Annotated in this window: 14 protein-coding genes; 7 read left to right on the top strand and 7 right to left on the bottom strand. The window is 42.6% G+C overall.

All coding sequences use genetic code 11. From position 1 onward, the window contains the following. Positions 1–91: 91 nt before the first annotated feature. From H6G79_RS19490 to lpdA, 3 genes are all read right to left on the bottom strand, one after another. The gene (locus H6G79_RS19490) at positions 92–343 is read right to left on the bottom strand and encodes a DUF5340 domain-containing protein (RefSeq protein ID WP_190592220.1); all 252 of its coding nucleotides are present in this window, start codon (positions 341–343) and stop codon (positions 92–94) included. A gap of 213 nt (positions 344–556) precedes the next feature. Then, positions 557–1444: an indole-3-glycerol phosphate synthase TrpC gene (gene trpC / locus H6G79_RS19485; protein ID WP_190592219.1), complete on the bottom strand. Its 888-nt coding sequence runs from the start codon at positions 1442–1444 to the stop codon at positions 557–559. 160 nt (positions 1445–1604) lie between these two features. After that, on the bottom strand, positions 1605–3032 hold the full coding sequence (gene lpdA / locus H6G79_RS19480) for a dihydrolipoyl dehydrogenase (RefSeq protein WP_190592218.1): 1428 nt from the start codon (positions 3030–3032) through the stop codon (positions 1605–1607). 509 nt (positions 3033–3541) lie between these two features. Between lpdA and H6G79_RS19475 the strand changes: the two genes are divergently transcribed. Both H6G79_RS19475 and H6G79_RS19470 read left to right on the top strand, forming a co-directional pair. Beyond that, on the top strand, positions 3542–5317 hold the full coding sequence (locus H6G79_RS19475; RefSeq protein WP_190592217.1) for an SWIM zinc finger domain-containing protein: 1776 nt from the start codon (positions 3542–3544) through the stop codon (positions 5315–5317). Between the two features lie 88 nt (positions 5318–5405). Continuing rightward, positions 5406–7331: an ATP-binding protein gene (locus tag H6G79_RS19470; protein ID WP_190592216.1), complete on the top strand. Its 1926-nt coding sequence runs from the start codon at positions 5406–5408 to the stop codon at positions 7329–7331. A 345-nt stretch (positions 7332–7676) separates the two neighbouring features. Here the strand turns inward: H6G79_RS19470 and mutS are convergent, their stop codons facing one another. Further along, on the bottom strand, positions 7677–10286 hold the full coding sequence (gene mutS, locus H6G79_RS19465) for a DNA mismatch repair protein MutS (RefSeq protein ID WP_190592215.1): 2610 nt from the start codon (positions 10284–10286) through the stop codon (positions 7677–7679). A gap of 280 nt (positions 10287–10566) precedes the next feature. Between mutS and H6G79_RS19460 the strand changes: the two genes are divergently transcribed. Continuing rightward, the gene (locus tag H6G79_RS19460; protein ID WP_242048458.1) at positions 10567–10833 is read left to right on the top strand and encodes a type I-MYXAN CRISPR-associated protein Cas6/Cmx6; all 267 of its coding nucleotides are present in this window, start codon (positions 10567–10569) and stop codon (positions 10831–10833) included. A gap of 36 nt (positions 10834–10869) precedes the next feature. On the opposite strand, the gene yidD is transcribed toward H6G79_RS19460, so the two are convergent. Further along, positions 10870–11376 carry a membrane protein insertion efficiency factor YidD gene (gene yidD, locus H6G79_RS19455; protein ID WP_190592214.1) on the bottom strand — a complete coding sequence of 169 codons (507 nt, stop codon included), beginning with the start codon at positions 11374–11376 and terminating at the stop codon, positions 10870–10872. Between the two features lie 341 nt (positions 11377–11717). On the opposite strand from yidD, the gene chlP reads away from it, so the two are divergent. Further along, positions 11718–12938 (top strand): geranylgeranyl reductase, encoded by a 1221-nt coding sequence (gene chlP, locus H6G79_RS19450; protein WP_396019811.1) that lies wholly within the window; start codon positions 11718–11720, stop codon positions 12936–12938. A 683-nt stretch (positions 12939–13621) separates the two neighbouring features. Here the strand turns inward: chlP and H6G79_RS19445 are convergent. Then, positions 13622–14353 carry a response regulator transcription factor gene (locus H6G79_RS19445; RefSeq protein ID WP_190592212.1) on the bottom strand — a complete coding sequence of 244 codons (732 nt, stop codon included), beginning with the start codon at positions 14351–14353 and terminating at the stop codon, positions 13622–13624. A 154-nt stretch (positions 14354–14507) separates the two neighbouring features. Between H6G79_RS19445 and H6G79_RS19440 the strand changes: the two genes are divergently transcribed. After that, positions 14508–15569 (top strand): YheT family hydrolase, encoded by a 1062-nt coding sequence (locus H6G79_RS19440; protein WP_190592211.1) that lies wholly within the window; start codon positions 14508–14510, stop codon positions 15567–15569. A 152-nt stretch (positions 15570–15721) separates the two neighbouring features. Beyond that, complete coding sequence (locus tag H6G79_RS19435; RefSeq protein WP_190592210.1) at positions 15722–17218, top strand: alkaline phosphatase PhoX; 1497 nt, start codon at positions 15722–15724, stop codon at positions 17216–17218. 197 nt (positions 17219–17415) lie between these two features. Here H6G79_RS19435 and H6G79_RS19430 read toward each other — a convergent pair whose 3' ends face one another. After that, a complete protein-coding gene (locus H6G79_RS19430) occupies positions 17416–17565 on the bottom strand; it encodes a hypothetical protein (RefSeq protein ID WP_190592209.1) in 150 nt (49 codons plus the stop codon). 332 nt (positions 17566–17897) lie between these two features. Here H6G79_RS19430 and H6G79_RS19420 point away from each other — a divergent pair, with 332 nt between their 5' ends. Continuing rightward, positions 17898–20555 (top strand): MASE1 domain-containing protein, encoded by a 2658-nt coding sequence (locus H6G79_RS19420; RefSeq protein ID WP_242048456.1) that lies wholly within the window; start codon positions 17898–17900, stop codon positions 20553–20555. Positions 20556–20592: the final 37 nt, after the last annotated feature.

The following is a 20592-nucleotide window of genomic DNA, read 5'->3' as shown; positions in this document are numbered from 1 at the left end:
AATTTAAAAACAATATCCCCGACTGCTGCAAGAAGTCGGGGATATGAACCTCATATTTTATGAATCAAATAATAATCGCTGAAAATCCGCGTCAGTCAGGTACAACCACTTTCTCCGCAATATGATGGTTGAGTGACCAACGGTGATCAACAGGTACAGATGTCACCTCACAAATTTCTTCTAGCCGTTTTTGCTGGACTGCTGCTTTGCGAAGGGTGATGATGAGTTGATTTACCTGATGTCGCAAATCGGGATTTTGATTAACGGCTAACAAGGTTTGTCTTTCTAAAAGTTGGAGTATTAATTCGTAGTGGATGGGTGACGGTAGAGGAATTTGCTCCATGTGGTTTTAATATTATAAATGTATAATTTGTGTTAGTTAGAGTTTGTCTCTTGCCATGAATTGTTACATAAAAAATGAACCTTTGGTTAAGGTATGGGTGTTTTTAACGATAAATTTTTTGCAAACCCTGGGGAAAGTACGGTAAATAGTATGTTGTTTATATAACATGCTATCGTTGCTCTGTTTCAATAGAGCAAGATAGCTTCACCTAGATTAATGATTGGGTAGAATTTGCGCGATCGCTAATTCTGGGTCTGGTTGTTTGACTAGAGATTCGCCAATTAACACAGCCGTTGCACCTGCTTGTTCAACTACAGTCAAATCATCAGGTGTGTGTAAACCAGATTCACTGACAACCACGATATTGCGATCGCGTAATTGTTCAACCCTAGCTTGTAAAAGTTGACAAGTTGTCTGTAAATCTACGGTGAAATCTTCCAGATTGCGATTGTTAATGCCCACTAAAGAGACACCATCTAAAGCTAATACCCGGTCGAGTTCTTCTAGACTGTGGACTTCAATCAATGCTGCCATGTTTAAGGCTTTGGCAATTTTGATAAAGTACTGTAAATCTTGGTCAGTTAAAATTGCCGCAATTAATAAAACGGCATCGGCACCCTGGAGACGAGCTAAGTACATCTGGTAAGGATAGATAATAAAATCCTTACACAATAATGGTAAATCAACTGCGGCTCGGACTTTCGCTAAGTTGTCAAAACTGCCTTGAAAAAATTTCACATCTGTCAACACAGAAATACAACTAGCGCCACCTTGTTGGTAGGATAAAGCGATCGCCACCGGGTCGAAATCTTCGCGTAATACACCTTTACTCGGTGAAGCCTTTTTCACTTCTGCAATCAACGCTGGTTTTGTCTTACCTTGTTTGAGGGCGGCGACAAAATCCAGAGTTGGCGGTGCGGAAAGTGCTTGCTTTTGCAGTTCTATTAAAGGCTTTTTTTCCCGCAGTTGGTCAACTTCAGTTTCTTTTTGCCAGACAATTTCTTCCAAAATGTTGTTAGGTTTGGCATCTGGTAAAGCGACTTGATAGCGCAATATAGATACATCAATAGCTGGACTTGGTTGACGACGACGGATTTGCATATTTGAGTGCTGAGTGCTGAGTGCTGAGTAGTAAGTAAAAAGTAAAAAGTAAAAAAGTAAAGATTGTTACTTTTTACCTTTTGCCTCCTTCGGAGTTCGCCAGTCGCTCATGGGGGAAACCCCCAAGACCTCGCTGGCTCACTTTTTACTTTTGCCTTGTTTAAGCTACAGCCCGTTTATAGGCTTCATCTAGAACTTCCGAGAGGGTGGGGTGGGCGTGGACTAGATGGGCGAGGGTGTGGACAGATTCACGCTTCGCCACGGCGGCTGAGGCTTCGTGAATTAAGTCGGAGGCGTGCATTCCAAAGATGTGAACACCTAAAACTTCGCCTGTGTCTTTGCGATAAATTACCTTAGCGATACCATCGGCTTCGTTTTCTGCCAAAGCTTTGGAGTTGCCTTTAAAGTAACTCTTACTTGTGCCGACTTCAAAACCTTCTGCTTGTCCTAATTCCTTAGCAGCAGTTTCGGTTAAACCGACATAGCTAACTTCTGGGTGAGTGAAGGCGGCGGCGGGGATGCTGCGATAGTCTACAGTGCGCGATCGCCCGACGATATTTTCTACCGCTACAATACCTTGAGCCGAGGCAGCGTGAGCCAGCATCATTTTGCCATTGGCATCACCAATTGCCCACAGATGGGGTACAACTTCCCCTGCACTCAATACTGCCATGCGATCGTCGACGGGGATAAAATTCCGTCTGTCTAATTCCACACCCACAGATTCTAAACCAAGGTTTTGGGTAGCGGGGATGCGTCCTGTCGCCACTAGACAAGCATCAACCTCAATCACCTCTAAATCTTCTTTGGTTTTAAAATCAGCTAACTCAATTACCACTGGCGAACCAGGGATGACTCTTTTGGCGTAGATACCGACTTTGGTTTCAATATCACGCGGCGTAATTAATACCCGTTCTGCGAGTTTGGCAATATCGCGGTCAAATCCTGGCATTAACTGATCTAGGGCTTCAATCATAGTGATTTCACTGCCCAAAGCCGAGTAGACATCAGAAAATTCCAAACCGATGTAACCACTACCAATAATTGCTACCCAAGGCGGGAGAGATTCTAATTTTACGCCTTGGTCGCTGGTAAATACAGTTTTGCCGTCAACTTCAATGCCTGGGGGAACAAAAGGAACTGAACCAGGAGAAAGAATAATATCTTTAGCGGTGATTGTTTTTTCACTGCCATCGCCACTGACAGTGATTTTTTGAGTACCCGCGATTTTTCCCCAACCCCGGATGATATCTACGCCTAGACGCTTGAGGCTGTTGGTTAAATCGCCTTGAATTTTCGAGACTAAATTGCCTGCATGATCCGCGATCGCTTGGCGATCGAACTCTACATGACCAATTTGAATGCCCAGTGACTTGAGGTGGTGGGCATTACGTAACTCCCGCACACGTCCTGCTGCTGCCAGCAATGCTTTCGAGGGAATACAGCCCCTGTTAACACAGGTTCCGCCCATGTCAGCTGCTTCAATAATTGCTGTTTTCAGACCGCAGCTTACCGCGTGTAGGGCTGCGCCATGTCCGCCTACACCAGCGCCAATAATTACTAAATCGTAATCAAATCCTTGACTCACGTTAGTTTCCCCGTGTGCTTCGCCTATTTATTCTCAATTCGACTAGCTATTCTGACAACCCCAAAGAGTTGGGAATGGCTAAATCAACTATTATCGTTCACCCTAGCAAGCGAAGAGATAACTTTATTGACAATTTTAGTAAACATTATTCACTTATTGAATTTTATACTGATATGGCTAATTTTTTTGGAAAGCTATAATAGCCGATTCAGGTTGATCAAAACTGATTATTTTTACCTTAGTAAGCTGCTTGTGCTTTGATTTAGCAATAACTTGGACAATTAAACTTAGATAATAAGTATTAGAAAATACTAGTACTCAATTGTGTAAATAAACTACTTTTGAGGTAAAGATTTTATCAGCAGCTTTATTGTACTAGTATCGTAATGTTTGAAATTTCAGTAAGAGCCTAATGGTTATGGCTGGAAATTCAAAATCAGTATGAGCCGAAAAGCCAACCTGGATCTAAAATTCATTTACCCATAGGATTTTCGCACTTCGTCTGCCCGATGTCTATTCCCAAAATCAGTGAATTTACCATCCGTCGTTATGCCAACGCCAAGTCTTACCAACGGGGTGAGGCTTATTTTGAATCTGGTGCTGTAGATACCATCACTCGCCGTGGTAATCTATTACACGCAGAAGTTGATGGCAGTGAAGCTAGACCTTATCGTGTCAGCCTCAATTTTGATGGCCATAGTTTAACCTCAGCTAATTGCACTTGTGCCTACAATTTTGACGGATGGTGTAAACACATTGTGGCAACGTTGCTTGTCTGTGTGCGCCAACCTGAGATTATTGAACATCGTCCGACCTTAGAGCAATTGCTTGATCGATTGGATCATGTGCAGACGCAAAGACTAGTGCAAGAATTAGTCGCCGAACATCCCCAATTGATCGAGACGATTGATCGTCATGTTACCTGGATGACAAATCCATTACCCCAGACAAAAAAGCTCAAAGCTTTGCGGCAAAATGCGATTGACACCAGTGCTTTTCGGCGACAAGTACGGCAGATTATTCACGATGGTGTGCGCTATCTGGAGGATGGCTGTGAAGAAGATCCCATCGCCGAGGAATTGCTGGGTTTAGTACAGTCGGCGGTAGACTTGATTGAACGGGGAGAAGGAAATAAAGCGATCGCAATTTTAGAGGCGATTACTTCTACCTGTATCGAAAATTGGTATGAAGTCGCCGAGTATGGTGCAGACTATGATGAAATCGCCTGGGAATTAAATAATGCTTGGTGTGAAGCTATTCTGACTGCTGACTTGACTCCCGAAGAAAAAGTAGATATCCAAGTCAATTTGGAAGTTTGGCAAGATGAATGGGATGTGGATTTTGGCTTAAGTTTAGAAGCTTTGCGCCAAGGTTGGGATTACCCACAACTCACAGAAGTTCTGCAAGGCAAAATTAGTGAACGGGGAGTTTGGGAAACAACAATTCCTGATTATGCCGATGATTTGGCTTTAATTCGGTTGAAAATCCTGGAACGCCAAGAACGTTATCAAGAATATTTATATTTAGCGGAAGCAGAAGGACAAACACGGCAATATTTAACCATGCTGGGGAGACTTGGCAGGGTAGAAGAAGCTTTAGAAGTTGCCCAAACAGAGATGAATTCAATGGAAGAAGCCTTTGCTTTGGGTAAAACTCTGCAAGAACAAGGGGCATTACAACAAGCTTTGCATATTGCTCAAATTGGCTTGCAATTAAAGGGAAATTGCCAATATGACTTGGGTTTATGGACAAGTGATTTAGCTCAAAAGTTAGGTGATCAAACCACAGCTTTGCAAGCCAAAAAACTAGCTTTTCAGGCACATCCTTCTTTAGAAGAATACCAAGATATTCAAGATTTGGCTGGAGAAGAATGGCTGAGAGTTAAACCTGATTTGTTGAAAATTCTCCGGCTTTATAGTGGGTGGGAAACTGCCCCCATCAAAGTCGATATTTTCTTACATGAAGGACTGATTGATGATGCGATCGCGATCGCTAATGATCTCAATGTCTATTATGCTGACATTATTCATCGGGTGATGGATGCTGCCATTCCCCATCGTCCTGAATGGGTAATTACTCATGCTTGTCGCCTTGCGGAAGCAATTATGAATGCCGGGAAAGCTGAATATTATGATGCCGCAGTTGAATGGCTCAAAAAAGCTCGTGCTGCTTACATTGCGTCAAACAAACAAACCGACTGGTCAAATTATCGCGCCAAGTTAATGGAAATCCACGGACGCAAGCGCAAACTGATGGGAATGTTGCAAGGACGAGATATGGAATAATTCTGAATTCATCAATTGATGTTTATCAGCTGAATGCTCTGGGAACTATAGGTAATGAGTCTAACTAAAGCTTTACAGTCATACCTATATGTCCTCTTTATTTCCCAAAGCCCTCAAAATTAGCCAATCCAAACCCACTCCCAGCACACAACTACCTAATATTAGAACCCCACTAATTTTGATTGCTTGTACATTAGCAATAGGTATTGTTGGTTGGACTAGCTACTTGGTAGTTAGAAAGTTAATTATTCAACAACTTCAAGAAAAAGCCCTATTACAAGTCCGCCAAGGAACAGATGAGATTGATCAGTGGTTAGCGATTTGCTCTACCACAATTCAAACTATTGCGAATACAGATGCCGCCCGTTCCTTAAATTGGAAATTGATTGAACCATTGTTAGAGTCAGAAGTGAAGCGCACTGATGATTTCTTTAAAATTTCACTCTCACTACCTGACGGTTATTATTACAACACTGAGGTAGGTAAAAGCAACACCACAAATAGCGATCGCGATTTTATTCAAAAAGCATTAGCAGGAGAAACAAATATATCAGATCCCTTTGTCAGTAGGACTACAGGTATTCCTTCTGTTGCAATTGCTGCGCCTATCCGTCAAAGTTACGATTTTAAAAGTCCTCCCATTGCCGTGATTAACGGTAGCTTAAAAGTACACAGAATTACTCAAGTAGTCAACAAACTGCGTTACGGTAATTTGAGTTATGCCTTTGCACTTAACTCTCAGGGAGAACCAATTATTCATCCGCAAGTGATGTCAACCAAAGAAAAACCTGCTCCCAGTTTTCTCAAATCAACCGACTCTAGCTTGGCGGAACTAGCTCGGCGGATGGTAAACAAAGAGGAAAGAATTGAATTGATGTCTATTGACGGGACTTACCAATATGTTGCTTATGTTCATCTCAAACAAGCCAATTGGTCAATTGCTTTAGTTATCCCGCGAGAAAATATCGAATCTCAACTCCAAGCACTAAATTTACTAACTTCAATATTAGGTGGACTGCTGGCGATAGGAACAATTATCGCTTGGCGACAAATACAACTATCTCAAAAAGCGAAAATTCAAGTTGTGATGCTCAGTCAACAACAAAAAACATTACAACAACAAGCACAAGATTTAGAGCAAGCCTTACAAGAATTAAAACAAACTCAAGCTCAGTTGATTCAAGCTGAAAAAATGTCTAGTTTAAGTCAATTAGTTGCCGGAGTAGCCCACGAAATTAACAACCCAATCAGTTTTATTTATAGTAATATTGAACCCGCCCAAGAATATATTGCAGACTTACTCAGATTTTTAGAACTTTATCAACATCACTATCCCGAACCAGTAGCAGAAATTCAAGATGAAGCAGAAACCATTGAATTGGATTTCTTGAAAGAAGACTTGCCAAATTTACTCAATTCGATGAAAGTTGGGGCTGAAAGAATTAAACAAATTGTGCTGTCTCTACGGAATTTTTCTCGCTTAGATGAGGCGGAAATGAAGTTGGTTAATATCCATGAAGGTATTGATAGTACACTCATGTTTTTACAAAGCCAACTCAAAGCGACACCAAACCATCCAGAAATTGTAGTTATCAAGGAATATACTGATTTGCCACTGGTAGAATGCTATGCAGGAGAACTAAATCAGGTATTTATTAGTTTGCTGACAAATGCGATTGATGCTATACAAGAGTCTTTTGTTAATTTGTCGCCAACTCAAGACAGACGCACAGGCAAAATTCACATTAAAACTGAACTTACTGCTAATCAACAAGTCATTATTCGCATTATTGATAATGGAATTGGGATTTCTGAAAGTTCACAAAAGCAACTATTTAATCCATTTTTTACTACTAAACCTGTTGGCAAAGGTACAGGTTTGGCTTTATCTATTAGTTATCAGATTGTGACTGAAAAACATCAGGGGAAATTGGAATGTCATTCTACTGTCGGTAAAGGTACAGAATTTGTAATTATACTTCCAATTAGTCAGGAAAGATTGCTGGCGGCTTGAAATAGGTTATGGGTTATATAGGAATACGGTTTGATTCCTGAATCTAGTTGTGTAAGCAGAGAATAGGGAATGGGGAGTAGGGAATAGGGAGTAGGAAAGACGGCTGATCTGGGTGTACTGATTTTTTTCATAAATCAAATATGAGTCCTATAGGTCAATACAGTTCAGTTAAGGCAACAACTTAGATTTTTGTAGTGACCCGTGCTACATAGCGGTCTATTGTGACAAAGGTTGGGACGGTCTACTACTTCCCTCAATATACAAGGTTGGGTGGAGCGATAGCGTAACCCAACAAAGTATGCATGAATGTTGGGTTCCGTTCCTCTTACTCATTACTCGCCACACTCAAGTTAAATTTTTCAGCCCGATCGCAATCTTACTGTGTTTCTCAATTTCGCCCATAACTTGTTTTGCTCTTTGTATTACCACCGCAGGCAAACCAGCTAACCTTCCCGCTTCGATACCGTAAGATTTATCAGCCCCACCTGGTTGGACTTGATGTAAAAAGATAATTTGGTCTGGTAATTCTTTGACGGTGACTTGATAGTTAGCCACATTAGGTAACATCCCCGCCAGTTCATTTAATTCATGATAGTGAGTAGCAAAAATTGTCCGGGAACGAATATCGGTAGCGATATATTCAGCAACCGCCCAAGCAATGGAAAGACCATCAAAGGTGGCTGTTCCGCGTCCAATTTCATCTAATAATACTAAAGATTTCGATGTGGCATGATTGAGAATATTGGCGGTTTCATTCATTTCCACCATAAAGGTAGATTGACCAGTTGCCAAATCATCTACAGCACCAACACGGGTAAAAATGCGATCGCATACTCCCAGTTTGGCAGATTTAGCCGGGACGAAACTCCCAATTTGCGCCATCAATTGAATTAACCCTACCTGACGCAAGTAACAACTTTTACCACTAGCATTCGGCCCAGTCAGAATAATTAAGTCAGGAAGTGGGGAGTGGGGAGTCGGGAGTGGGGCTTTTTCACTACTCCCAATTCCCGACTCCCCACTCCCTAAATATGTGGAATTAGGGACGAAGAAACCCGCAGGTAAGGACTGTTCTACCACTGGGTGACGACCATCTACAATTTCTAGTCCTCGCCCTGATATCATTTCGGGACGACAGTAACCTTGCTGTACAGCTAACTCGGCTAAACCACATAATACATCCGCCGCCGCCACTGCGCGAGACAGTTGACGAATAGCCTCGGCTTGTTCGCCGACTTCTTCCCGCAACGCCACAAAAATTTCATATTCCAACTTATATAAATCATCCCGCGCACTGAGAATCCGCGCTTCCCTTTCTTTGAGTTCTGGGGTGATGTAGCGTTCTTCGTTCTTCAGGGTTTGCTTGCGAATATAGTTGGCGGGTACTTGGTCGGCTTTGGTGCGAGAAATACTAATGTAGTAACCAAAGGTTTCGTTAAATCCCACTTTCAGCGTCGGAATACCTGTTCTTGACCTTTCATCAACTTCTAAATTGGCAATCCATTGATGGTCTGCTTCGACAGTCGCCTTTCTTTCATCTAATAATACATTGATACCAGGACGAATTAATCCCCCTTCTTTTAAATGAATGGGCGGTGCTTCGACGAGGTGGGCTTGAATTTTTCGGGCTAATTCTTCCAAGACTGGCGGGACTTTTTGCAAAGCTTTCAAGAAGGGAGAACTAGCATCAGCGACTACACGGGCTAATTCTGGCAAACGTGAGAGAGAATCCGCTAAAGCGATTAAATCTCGCGCATTCGCAGTTCCCGAACTCGCCCTACCTGTAAGCCGTTCTAAATCGTAGATTTGCCGTAATAAATAGCGCAAATCTTGACGCAGTGGTGTATTTTCTTTTAATTCTTGAATTGTTTCTTGCCGCGCCCAAATACCTTTAATATCCAGTAGGGGTTGTAATAACCAACGTCGTAAAGCCCGACTTCCCATTGCGGTGCTAGTTCTATCTAACGCCCACAGTAGGGAACCGTGAAAAGTACCATCCCGAACGGTTTGGGTAATTTCTAAATTCCGGCGGGTTTGATGGTCAATAATTAAGTAGTCTGTGAGTGTATAGGTGCGGAGTCTTTGCAGGGAAATTCTATTTTCTTTTTGGGTATCTTCCACATATTCTAAAAGACCGCCCGCCGCCCGCACAGCCAGGGGAAGATGATCACAACCTAAACCTTCGAGCGATCGCACCTTAAATTTCTGCAATAATTTACTTCTGGCTTCCCCTTGAGAAAAGGGTACTTGCGATCGCAAACTATAACAAAATGATGGCGGTAAACATTGGGGAAGATGGGGCGAGGTTTCCCCCGGACGCAGCAACACACCCAAATCAGGTGCATTGGTGGGAACTAACACCTCGGAAGGTTGCAAGCGCATTAATTCTTGCGTCAAGTGTTCTAAATCGCTACCTTGGGTTGTGAGAAATTCCCCCGTGGAGATATCTGCGTAAGCTAAACCCCAATGATTCCCCGCAATTACCACCGCAGCTAAATAATTATTGCGGCTAGATTTTAACATTCCCTCTTCTAACAAAGTGCCAGGGGTGAGGATGCGCGTAACTTCCCTCCTTACCAAACCCACGGCTTCGGAAGCATCTTCTACTTGGTCACAAATCACCACTGCATAGCCTTTTTCGACCAATTGGGTGCTGTAGCGTTCCCAAGCGTGGTGCGGTACACCAGTCATCGCCACCCGTCCTACTTCGCCGCCATGCTTGCTGGTGAGAACTAATTCCAGTTCCCGCGACACAGTAACAGCATCTTGGAAAAAAGTTTCAAAGAAATCGCCTACCCGATATAACAACAACGCGTGGGGATGTTTATCTTTGATTTCCACATAATGCTGATACATTTTACTCAGCTTACTGCGGTCTACCAGTCGCGTGTCCGCGTGAGGCGCAGGGGGTTGAAGAGATTCCTTTGACTGGTTATCAGAGTCAGAAGCGGTCATAGATAGATGCCAGGATTCACACACGCAAAAGCCACAATACTCCATGATACCGTGATGTGGTGTTGATTTGCGATCGCTCAAGATTTTTTTTATTTTAGGACTTATGCAATAAGACGAAAAATCAAAGGTTTGGTGAAGAGTGAAGTGTGACTTTACCCATAACTTTGCCGCAACTGGAAGCATAACTTTGCCGTCAACAACACTATAAACCTCATTCCTGCGTCAGCTAATACTGGATGAAATTGACAGCCTGGAACCATAACTTTGCCGCTAGTCCAAAATGGAAGGATATAGCGCATTGTCCAGGATTTGTCCTATCCTTCACGAACTAGACAATATTGGGATTCATCCGAGCGCAGGAATTTCGGACAGGAACAATTTGCTTGAACTCACTGCTCAATCTCGCCTAAAAATTCGGATTCATCATCAACAGATTCCTTTAATTTATCCTTATTTAGCAGGTCAAGCTTTCCATATATGTCAAAATTCTTATCAACTAGATATTCCCGGCTACAAACCATTAATTTCTTCAGAAAGTGTCTCATAGTATTGTGAATTCTGGCTTCTGAATTCTGAAGATTATTTAATTACCACAACTACCACAATCAAGAAAGCCACAATCAGCGCCACTACAATCTACAGCGTGACAATGAAAAAAATCACAATCACCCAAGATATTAGCCATATCAGCACAATTGCAACTTAAATCAGCACAATCTACACAGTAAGCACTATCATTACTGCTACAGCTTGTATTGGAAGATTGAGAATTATTACTGCCATTGTCTTTTTTTGCTGGCTGTGTATTTGCTTCATCTTCTGATTTTGCATCTTCAGAATCATCCAGTTGGGAACGCAAAATTAAATTAGCTTGTTTGCAAGCTTGAAATCTGGTGCGGGACTTGATTAACGCCACCCTCAAACCGTCTTGGGCAATTACGCGCTTGATGTACTGGGAACAAGATTCGCCCCCATATAAAATCCTATGGGCGCAAGCAAAGCCTTTGTGGGGAGAAATATGCTTTTGGTATCCAGTAATCACACTAACGCTAACTCGGCGGGTGAAAGAGTCTAGTAAAGAAATCTGCACAGGTAGGGAGTAGGGAGTAGGGAGTAGGGAGTAGGGAGTAGGGAATAGGGAGTAGGGAGTAGGGAATAGGGAGTAGGGAATAGGGAGTAGAGAATAGGGAGTAGGGAATAGGGAGTAAAAAAGAGTATTCCCAATTCTTCACAGTGAATCACTATTCCTAAATTCCATACAATCGTTACCATAGACTTCCTACTCACCACTCACCACTCCCTACTCCCTAGTTTTGTATCGAAACATTAAGGAATATTGCATTTCTGTCAAAACTGAGAGGGTGAGCGCCAAATCAGCCAAAAGACCGTGGTAGGATGCTTTCGGTAAATGTCAAGATTGGGAGAAGACCTTTGACACTACGGGTTGCTGTTGTGGGGTCAGGCCCTGCTGGTTCATCTGCCGCCGAAACATTGGCAAAAGCTGGGATTGAAACCTACCTGTTTGAGCGCAAGCTGGACAATGCCAAGCCCTGCGGGGGCGCTATTCCCCTTTGTATGGTGGGTGAATTTGACCTACCACCAGAGATTATCGATCGCCGGGTGCGGAAGATGAAAATGATTTCGCCTTCCAATCGTGAGGTTGATATTAACCTGGTAAATCAAGAAGAATATATAGGAATGTGTCGCCGCGAAGTCCTCGATGGCTTTTTGCGGAATCGCGCGGCAAAATTAGGTGCAACTTTAATTAACGCCACTGTTCATAAAGTCGATATACCCACAAATAATACCGACCCCTATACAATTCATTACGTTGACCATACTGAAGGCGGCGTGCAGGGTATTACAAAAACCCTGAAAGTAGATTTAATCATTGGGGCGGATGGGGCAAATTCCCGCATTGCCAAAGAAATGGATGCTGGGGATTATAATTATGCGATCGCCTTCCAAGAGCGAATTCGCTTACCCCAAGACAAAATGGTGTACTACAACGACTTAGCCGAAATGTATGTCGGCGATGACGTTTCCACCGACTTCTACGCTTGGGTATTCCCCAAATATGATCACGTAGCTGTTGGTACTGGCACAATGCACGTCAATAAAGCCAGTATTAAACAATTGCAAGCAGGTATCCGCGCTCGTGCTGCCAAAAAACTCGAAGGCGGTAAAATCATCAAAGTCGAAGCGCATCCCATTCCTGAACATCCCCGTCCTCGTCGCGTCGTTGGTCGCATCGCCTTAGTTGGAGATGCTGCTGGCTACGTTACTAAGTCTTCTGGGGAAGGAATTTACTTTGCCGCTAAATCTGGAAGAATGTGTGCTGAAACCATTGTGGAAACTTCCAACAACGGTAGCCGCATCCCCACAGAAAACGACCTCAAAATCTATATCAAGCGTTGGGATAAGAAATACGGACTCACCTACAAAGTGTTAGACATATTGCAGAGCGTGTTCTATCGTTCTGATGCAACCCGTGAAGCATTCGTCGAAATGTGTGCTGACATGGATGTACAGCGCCTCACCTTCGACAGCTATCTATACAAAACAGTTGTCCCCGCTAACCCCATTACCCAACTAAAAATTACTGCCAAAACCCTTGGTAGCTTAATTCGCGGTAACGCCCTTGCTCCCTAAAAGCAGCAATAGGGTAGTAAACACAGCAGAGGAGAAGAAGTGCAGATAATTCCAATGGCAGTTAGTCCATTGTGAATTAATTTGTACCTCGGCTCCTCTGTAATTTTTGGTTATTAAAAACGCAGAAGCTAGAAGTCAGAAGTCAGAAGTCAATGTGAATTGTGAATAGTGACGTAACGCGATATGCAACTTATTTTTGAAACCCCTCTCCAAACCTCTCCCCTGAAAGGAGGAGCCACTGCGTTGGGCGGGTTTCCCGACTTGAAGCAAGTGGCGTAGAGGCTTTGAATCTTGCTCCCCTTCCCTAAAAGGGAAGGGGTTGGGGGTTAGGTTTGAGGGAAAGTTGCACACGGCGTGAAGCATATATTTTGCTACATTAAATTGATTGGCATTCCCTCAAAATTGTTTCAAGAGAATGCCAATTTTTGACTGATTGCAGTGCTATTGGACTCGTGGCGATTAATTAGCACTGTAGTACTAATAGAGTAGCATTCGCCTACTAAGCACCAACCCCCACAAAAGGATGTCTATTGGAAGGTAGCTTTCTGTAGAGTCAAGCAGGCGAAATTAGAGTTTTCCTTGGTAAAACCACTAAACCTCATTCCCCACAGCATGACACACAACATGATGAATTCGGCAAATTTAGGGCTGAGGTCAAGGAATAGATTGCGTTAGTCAACCACTTATGCAGAAGCGCCTTCAGCTGATGCAGGCAGACTGGGCAATTCTAGACAATATCCTGCACCATATACGGTTTTGATGTAGCGAGGATGGCGGGGATCGGGTTCGAGTTTAGTTCTTAAATGACGAATATGAACTCGAATCGTCTCAATGTCATCATCAGGATCGTAACCCCAAACTTCGCGCAGAATTTCGCTAGGAGAAACTGTTTGTCCGTGGCGTTGCAGTAAACAGTGGAGTAACTCAAATTCCAAATGGGTCAGTTTCACTGTCTCAGTGAACCATATCGCCTCAAACCTTTCAGGAACCAAGGTTAAGGGGCCGTAGTTGAGAATTTCGCTGTGCTTGGCGGCTTGGGGAATGCGGTCAGTACGTCGCAATAAAGCTCTTACCCGCGCCAGCATTTCTTCAACTTCAAATGGTTTGGTGAGATAGTCGTCTGCGCCGGCGTTGAAGCCTTCTACTTTGTCTTGAGTCTGACTTAAGGCGGTCAGCATCAACACGGGAATTTCCGCAGTCCGTTCATCTCGACGGAGGCGTTGACAAACTGTAAATCCATCTACTCTGGGCAGCATGAGATCGAGCATAATCAAGTCTGGTTGTAGCTGGAGAGCTAAAGCTTGACCTTTGATACCGTCTTCAGCTTGACTGACATCATAGCCAGCCATTTCTAAATTGACGGCAACAAGCTCGGAAATTGCTGGGTCATCGTCTATGACTAGAATCCTCGGCATTATTAAAAAAATTATTGCTACTTTTTAAGGAAAAATAAGAATCTTTGGTGAATACAAAGATTTCTGTCTTGATTATAAAAAAGATTTTAAATCTAACATAAATATTAAAACTAATTCATGAAAAACAAAACTTAAGATACACGAAATTTGCAAAATGATGTGTTACCCGCCCTACAATCCAGTTAAATTTTTACAAAATGGTCTAGCAATGACTGTTTACACCGCTTTTTGGGGAAAACGTTACTGGGAAAGTACAGTTGCTCAACCAGAGCCGCCCTATCATAAAACAATATTGATGGGTGGACAAGGTGTGCCGATTTTTACTTGGGTAGCTATTCCCGACAATGCCCACAGTACAATCATTGCCACCTATGGAATCACGGGCGAGTTAGACCAAGAATGGTCTTTGCGGTTGTTAGGACGCAAAGCATACTCTCAAGGCTATGCTGTGGTGTTATTTGATTGGCGAGCGCACGGTAGAACGGCAGATTTGTCACCGACTTTAACATCTGACGGATTGTATGAGGGTGAAGATTTTGTGCGCTTGGCGGCGGCGGCGGCGGCGATGGGATGTCCCAGCAAATTTTGGTTTATGGGGTTTTCTTTGGGGGGACAATTAGCCCTGTGGGGAATTAAAGCAGCTGGGGAATTAACCCAGGGTAATGAAAATTTGGGTATCGAATATAGCGATATTGGTGGTGGCGCAGTAATTTGTCCGAGTTTGGATTCGTTGCGATCGCTCACCTACCTCACCAAAGACCGCTTTGGTAGACTCATAGAAGCTAGTATTGTGCGTGAATTAAAAAAACTCGCTTGGCGAATTCATGATGCTCATCCTGGAACTATTGACCCTCAAGCCATAGAAAGAACAAACACCATTTGGGATTTTGACCACGAACTAGTAATTGAAAGGCTGGGCTTTCCCAGTGTAGAGGCATACTACAAAGCCAGCAGCGCCCTCCAATTGTTACCAGAACTCCAGAAACCAACTTTAATCATCTACGCTGCGGATGATCCTTTATTTCATCCAGATATCGTCCCTGAATTAGCAGCCGCCTGTGGCCAAAATTCCGCCCTAGATTTGCTACTCACCCGTTATGGGGGTCATGTTGGCTATTTAAGTAGCAAAGAGTGTCAGTTCCAAGCGCAAGACCCTGATCCTTGGTGGGCTTGGAATCGAATTTTGCAATGGCTGGAAAATCAACGGTCATCCTAAATTGTGGTTGCTGACTCCTCATTCATGATTTCCAAAACAGATAACGAAAATTTAACTAAGTAATAGTTAAACTCTTCATCATCTCGTCTTAATCTCAGCCAAATAACTTTTCTCCTGATTACTCTGCTATCAGGAAAAAGAAATTAAATATAATGGCATTTTCAAGACGTAAGTTTTTAACTTTAGCTGGTGCAAGCGCCGCAGGTGCTACCGTGCTTTCTCCTTTAGAAGCGTTTTATGCTAAGGCTGCTATGGGGCAAATGGTCAGGGGAATCGGCTATGGCCCGTTAGAACCGAGATTACCCCTGAACTCATCAGATTTGGCCAATACAGTCGCGGGTGATTTAAGAGGAGAGACGATCCTTGCACTTCCCCCAGGATTCAACTATCGTGTTCTTTCAGTTACTGGTCAGACAATGAGCGATCGCTCCATAGTACCTGCTGGTCATGATGGTATGGCTGCATTTCCTGGGCCTCGCAACACCACAATTCTGGTGCGGAATCATGAATTAGGTACTTCTTCCCCAAATCCGGTTGTTGGTGGAACCAGATATTCCACAGGCGCACAAGGTGGAACCACTACATTAATAGTTGGCCCTAACCGTGAACTGATCAAAGATTTTGCTTCTCTGGCTGGAACTATTCGTAACTGTGCTGGTGGCCCCACACCTTGGCGTAGTTGGATTAGTTGTGAAGAAACCTTCTCTACCAGTACTAACATCACCAGTTCCGGTGCGGTAGAAGTCAGAAACCACGGTTACAACTTTGAAGTTGTAGCTGACGAAAATAGCGGTTTGGTCAATCCTGTTCCCTTAATCGAAATGGGACGCTTTAGCCATGAAGCTATAGCTGTAGACCCCAGAACTGGTGATGTTTACGAAACAGAAGACCAAGGTGATAGCTGCTTTTATCGGTTTGTACCGAATGTCAGACCCAGAAGACCTGGTGACTTAGCTAAAGGTGGTACTCTTTACGCTTTGAAAATCAAAAACCAACCAGGTGTGAATAACTTTGCGGTGAATACCAGCAATAATCCGAATTTGGGTGGTCAAATAGGTCGCATTCCCGTTGGTCAAGCCTTTCCAGTGGAATGGGTGAAGGTGGATAATCCTAACCCCAGTTCAGAAAGTAATCGTCGTGGAGTCCGCTTTCAAGCACAAGACAAGGGAGCAGCTATTTTCTTCCGGGGTGAAGGTGCTTGGTATGCTAAGGGATTAATTTACTTTACTGCTACTCAAGGCGGCCCTCCCGCTTTTGACTCCACCAGAGGTAATGGTCAAGTTTGGGTATATGACATTGCTCGACAAGAAATCACTCTCTTAGTTGAAGCAGCTCCTACTGGTGAACTTCTTGATGAGCCAGATAACATTACTGTTGCGCCTTTTGGAGACCTCTTCCTTTGCGAAGATGGTGGCGGAGAACAATATGTTGTCGGTGTGAGCCAAAAAGGTGAACTGTATCAATTTGCGAAAAATATTCTGTTTGCCAATAACCCTGATTCTGCAATTAGAGATCGCTTCGCCGACAATGAATTTGCTGGTGCTTGCTTTGATCCTGCGGGAAGAACTTTGTTTGTAAATATTCAAACTCCTGGTTTGACATTTGCAATTTGGGGTGATTGGACTCGTCGCTTTGGTAGTGGACGGTAGTAATAGGATCTCTATATCAAATAGACAAGGGAGATAGGGGAGATAAGGAAGAGAGCATATAAAACCCCTCAGATAGGATTGCTATAGAAAAACTAGTTTTTCTAATTAATTGGTAGAGTCTGTTTTGGCAGGCTCTATTTTTTGTTGTCGTAAATGATATGATTCTTTTGCTTAATTCACAAAACATTAAGTTAAATTTATTTATATTTACAACCAGCGATCGCTTCATCTAACTCATACCATTTCACGAAATTACTGATAGAAATCGCTTCCTCTGCAACTCTGCTTCTGGTCGCCGAGCGTTCGCGCAGCGTCTCCGTCAGGAGAAGTCGAGGCGCTACTTGCATATCCGTATCATTTTTAAAGTGAAATGGTATCACGCTGAGATATAGTTATTAACCGACCTTGATGAACTGCTCTTCAACTCATACCAATTCTCTATGAAGATGCAGTTAATTTTTTTACGAACCGCCAAGAACGCCAAGAGCGCCAAGGAAGACAAAAATAATTATTTCGTGCAAGCTTACAGAGAATTGGTATCACATTATTCAAACAATATTTTGATACACCAGAAATATTTACCTTTGCAATCATCGCCGCAAAAAGTAGCGTCTGGTGCTATGACTGTTAATTGGCACTAATATAGGTAGGCGGACAATCTAAATTTCTCTGGGCAATTATGCAGCGTTTGTCGCAATTTGTTAGGGTGAGTGCCAAACATCGACGGCTTTTGATTTTATCACTGGGATTATTAGCTTTGGTTGCGGCTCATGGAATGGCGCAGATTTACCGTATTCAGCCAGGGGTTTCTTTGTGGTTTCCGCCATCTGGGGTAGCGATCGCACTAAGTTTTTGGTTTGGCCTTGATGGTATTATCCTCACAGGTATTGCATCTTTTCTCATGGCTCCTGTTTGGGGATTGCATGGTTGGGAGCGATTTATTGGCGTTATCGATATTGTCGAACCCCTGGTTGCTTGGTTACTCTACCGTCGTTTTTGGCATGGTTCTCTGACGTTTCATAACCTCAAAGATGCTGCTATTTTTACCTTAACTGTACCTTTGTTTGCCAGCAGTAGTTTAGCTGTGTTTGGTAGTTTAGGTTGGGTGGCTATAGGCAAAATGTCGGCTGCTCAACTCACTAACAGTATTACTCACTGGTGGTTAGGCAATGCGATCGGTATTATGTGTTTTACCCCTACAATCTTGTTAGTATTAACGCCTTATCTGCAATCTAAGGGTTGGTTATCTCATGATCCGACAGCAAATTTTCTCTGCCCAACTTTTAGAATGCGAACTTGTCGCCCTTTATTATTAGAAGTTACTACTATTTTATTTTTGTGTATTAGTATTGCTTCGGTAACTGTATCAGAAGTTTCTACAAATACTAACACCGAGTTTAGATTTCAACAGTTATCTTTTTTGAGCTTTATTCCTGTAATGTGGGCGGCTACACGCTTCGGAGTTTCTACAGGGATGCTGGTTTCAACATTTTCTATTTTAATCACACTTTTCTCTTATTTGGTAATCTATCCTAACGCTATTTTATTGCCGAGTTTTCCTGTACAGCCAGAAGTTTTGCATGTGCATAAATTAAGTTTATTAGTGCAGTCAATTGTGACTTTATTGGTTGGGGTGGCAATTACCGAAAGAGCTAAAATACAAGTAGAACTAGCTATTGAAAAATTTAGAATTGGCGAATATCAAGAACGGGCTGAACTGTCGGATAAATTAATTAAATTAAATGATTCATTAAGAGAAACAAATATTTGTTTAGAAGATTCAAACCGAGAGAAAGATAAATTGTTAAAAGCCGAAAAAGATTTGCGAAATCGCTTGAGTAATATTTTAGAAAGCATGACAGATGCTTTTATTGCCGTTAATCAAGATTGGCAAATAACTTATGCTAACCAACAAGCAGCTAAAATCAAAGGTACAACCCCAGAAACCATGCTGGCACAAAATTATTGGCAGCAATGGCCAGGAATGCAAGGTACAGAATTTGAGCAAAAATATTTGCGGGCGATCGCACAATTAATTCCTGTACATTTTGAAGCATTATATCCGCCGCAAAATATGTGGCTAGAAATTCATGCTTATCCTTTTGAAGACGGCTTAGGGATATTTTTTCGGGATATTACTGCGCGGAAACAGGCAGAAGTTGAGCGAGAAAATCTCTTATATAGTGAACAATCGGCGCGGAGTGAAGCGGAAAAGGCGAATAAAATTAAGGATGAGTTTATTGCTGTACTTTCCCATGAATTAAGAACTCCTTTGAATCCGATTTTGGGTTGGGTAACACTACTCAGAAGACGCAAATATGATGATGAGAAACTCACACATGGCTTAGAAACCATTGAGCGAAATGCTAAATTGCAAATCCAACTCATTGAAGATTTATTAGATGTTTCACGGATTCAACAGAGAAAAATAATTTTAAATCTTCAACCTATCAATTTAATTGATATTCTGCACGCCTCTCTCGATACTGTATATCTAGCAGTGGAAGCTAAAGGGATGCAAATTCAGAAAATGATTTGTGTGGATACAGCATGGGTAAAAGGAGATGCTGAACGCCTGCAACAAATAGTTTGTAATTTGCTTTCCAATGCGATTAAATTTACTCCCATGACTGGGGCTAAAGTGGAAATTATTTTAGAAAGAGTTGATACCTTTGCCCAAATTCAAATTCAAGATAATGGTAAAGGTATTAGTCCAGAGTTTCTGCCATTCGTATTTGATTATTTTCGGCAAGCTGATGGCACAATTACTCGTCAATTTGGTGGCTTAGGATTAGGATTGGCAATTGTGCGCCATCTCACAGAACTGCATGGGGGTACGGTAAAAGTAGAAAGTCCAGGGGAAGGAATGGGGGCAACATTCACGGTGAGATTGCCATTAATGCTGGATTTTATGCCAAAAAATAAACCTGTTTCAACAATAGATGAGGCAGTAAATTTAGCCGGTTTACATATTTTGGTAGTCGACGATGATTTAGATACAGGCAAGTTTTTGACTGTGATATTAGAACAATTTGGTGCTAAAGTCACAGCGATCGCATCTGGTAGCCAAGCCTTAGAATTTTTAGCCAATAACACGGCAGACTTACTGTTAAGTGATATCGGAATGCCGGGAATTGACGGTTATACCCTCATCCGTTTGATTCGCGCCTTACCACCAGAACAAGGCGGGAAAATACCGGCGATCGCTCTGACAGCTTATGCTGGAGAAATCAACCAAAAACAAGCACTAGCCGCAGGTTTTCACATCCATTTAGTTAAACCTGTCGAACAAAAACAATTAATAGGTGCGATCGGGCAAGTTTTGGTTAATTTATAGCAAAAAAACTCCTTACTGACGATTTAATCAGAGTTCC

The organism is Anabaena sp. FACHB-83 (assembly GCF_014697485.1).
Taxonomy (GTDB): Bacteria; Cyanobacteriota; Cyanobacteriia; order Cyanobacteriales; family Nostocaceae; genus Nostoc_B.
This window is presented reverse-complemented; position numbering and strand designations above follow the sequence as displayed.

Excerpts from the sequence above, each read along its gene's own strand:
- H6G79_RS19490 (WP_190592220.1), bottom strand. The coding sequence starts at position 343 with ATGGAGCAAATTCCTCTACCGTCACCCATCCACTACGAATTAATACTC.
- trpC (WP_190592219.1), bottom strand. The coding sequence starts at position 1,444 with ATGCAAATCCGTCGTCGTCAACCAAGTCCAGCTATTGATGTATCTATA.
- H6G79_RS19475 (WP_190592217.1), top strand. The coding sequence starts at position 3,542 with ATGTCTATTCCCAAAATCAGTGAATTTACCATCCGTCGTTATGCCAAC.
- H6G79_RS19470 (WP_190592216.1), top strand. The coding sequence starts at position 5,406 with ATGTCCTCTTTATTTCCCAAAGCCCTCAAAATTAGCCAATCCAAACCC.
- mutS (WP_190592215.1), bottom strand. The coding sequence starts at position 10,286 with ATGACCGCTTCTGACTCTGATAACCAGTCAAAGGAATCTCTTCAACCC.
- H6G79_RS19460 (WP_242048458.1), top strand. The coding sequence starts at position 10,567 with ATGGAAGGATATAGCGCATTGTCCAGGATTTGTCCTATCCTTCACGAA.
- H6G79_RS19445 (WP_190592212.1), bottom strand. The coding sequence starts at position 14,353 with ATGCCGAGGATTCTAGTCATAGACGATGACCCAGCAATTTCCGAGCTT.
- H6G79_RS19440 (WP_190592211.1), top strand. The coding sequence starts at position 14,508 with ATGATGTGTTACCCGCCCTACAATCCAGTTAAATTTTTACAAAATGGT.
- H6G79_RS19435 (WP_190592210.1), top strand. The coding sequence starts at position 15,722 with ATGGCATTTTCAAGACGTAAGTTTTTAACTTTAGCTGGTGCAAGCGCC.
- H6G79_RS19430 (WP_190592209.1), bottom strand. The coding sequence starts at position 17,565 with ATGCAAGTAGCGCCTCGACTTCTCCTGACGGAGACGCTGCGCGAACGC.
- H6G79_RS19420 (WP_242048456.1), top strand. The coding sequence starts at position 17,898 with ATGCAGCGTTTGTCGCAATTTGTTAGGGTGAGTGCCAAACATCGACGG.